This window comes from Stenotrophomonas sp. SrG (genome assembly GCF_050031795.1).
GTDB classification, from domain to species: domain Bacteria; phylum Pseudomonadota; class Gammaproteobacteria; order Xanthomonadales; family Xanthomonadaceae; genus Stenotrophomonas; species Stenotrophomonas rhizophila_A.
The window spans coordinates 1-252 of the sequence record NZ_JBNBBE010000571.1 but is presented as its reverse complement, the minus strand read 5'-3'; the positions used below and the strand labels follow the sequence as shown (position 1 = coordinate 252).

Below are 252 nucleotides of genomic sequence, written 5' to 3'. Positions count from 1 at the left end.
TTGAGGCCGATCACCCCGGCCACGATCAGCCCGATGCAGGCCAGGCGCGGCGCCGAAGCTCTGTCGCCGAACAGGAAGATGCCCAGCGTGGCCACGCCCAGCGCGCCGATACCGGTCCAGATCGAGTAGGCGGTGCCCACCGGGATGGATTTCATCGCCTGGCTCATCAGATACAGGCTGACCAGTGCCGCGCCGACCGTTGCGAGAGTGGGCAGCTGCTTGCTGAAGCCGTCCGAATATTTCATTCCGATA

The 252-nt window shown here is 64.3% G+C and carries 1 protein-coding gene; it reads right to left on the bottom strand.

Annotated elements, in window-relative coordinates; all coding sequences use genetic code 11:
- On the bottom strand, nucleotides 1-251 hold a 251-nt coding region (locus tag ACQG3P_RS20895; RefSeq protein WP_426806125.1), incomplete at its 3' end, for a DMT family transporter.
- Between the last annotated feature and the right edge of the window lies 1 nt (nucleotide 252).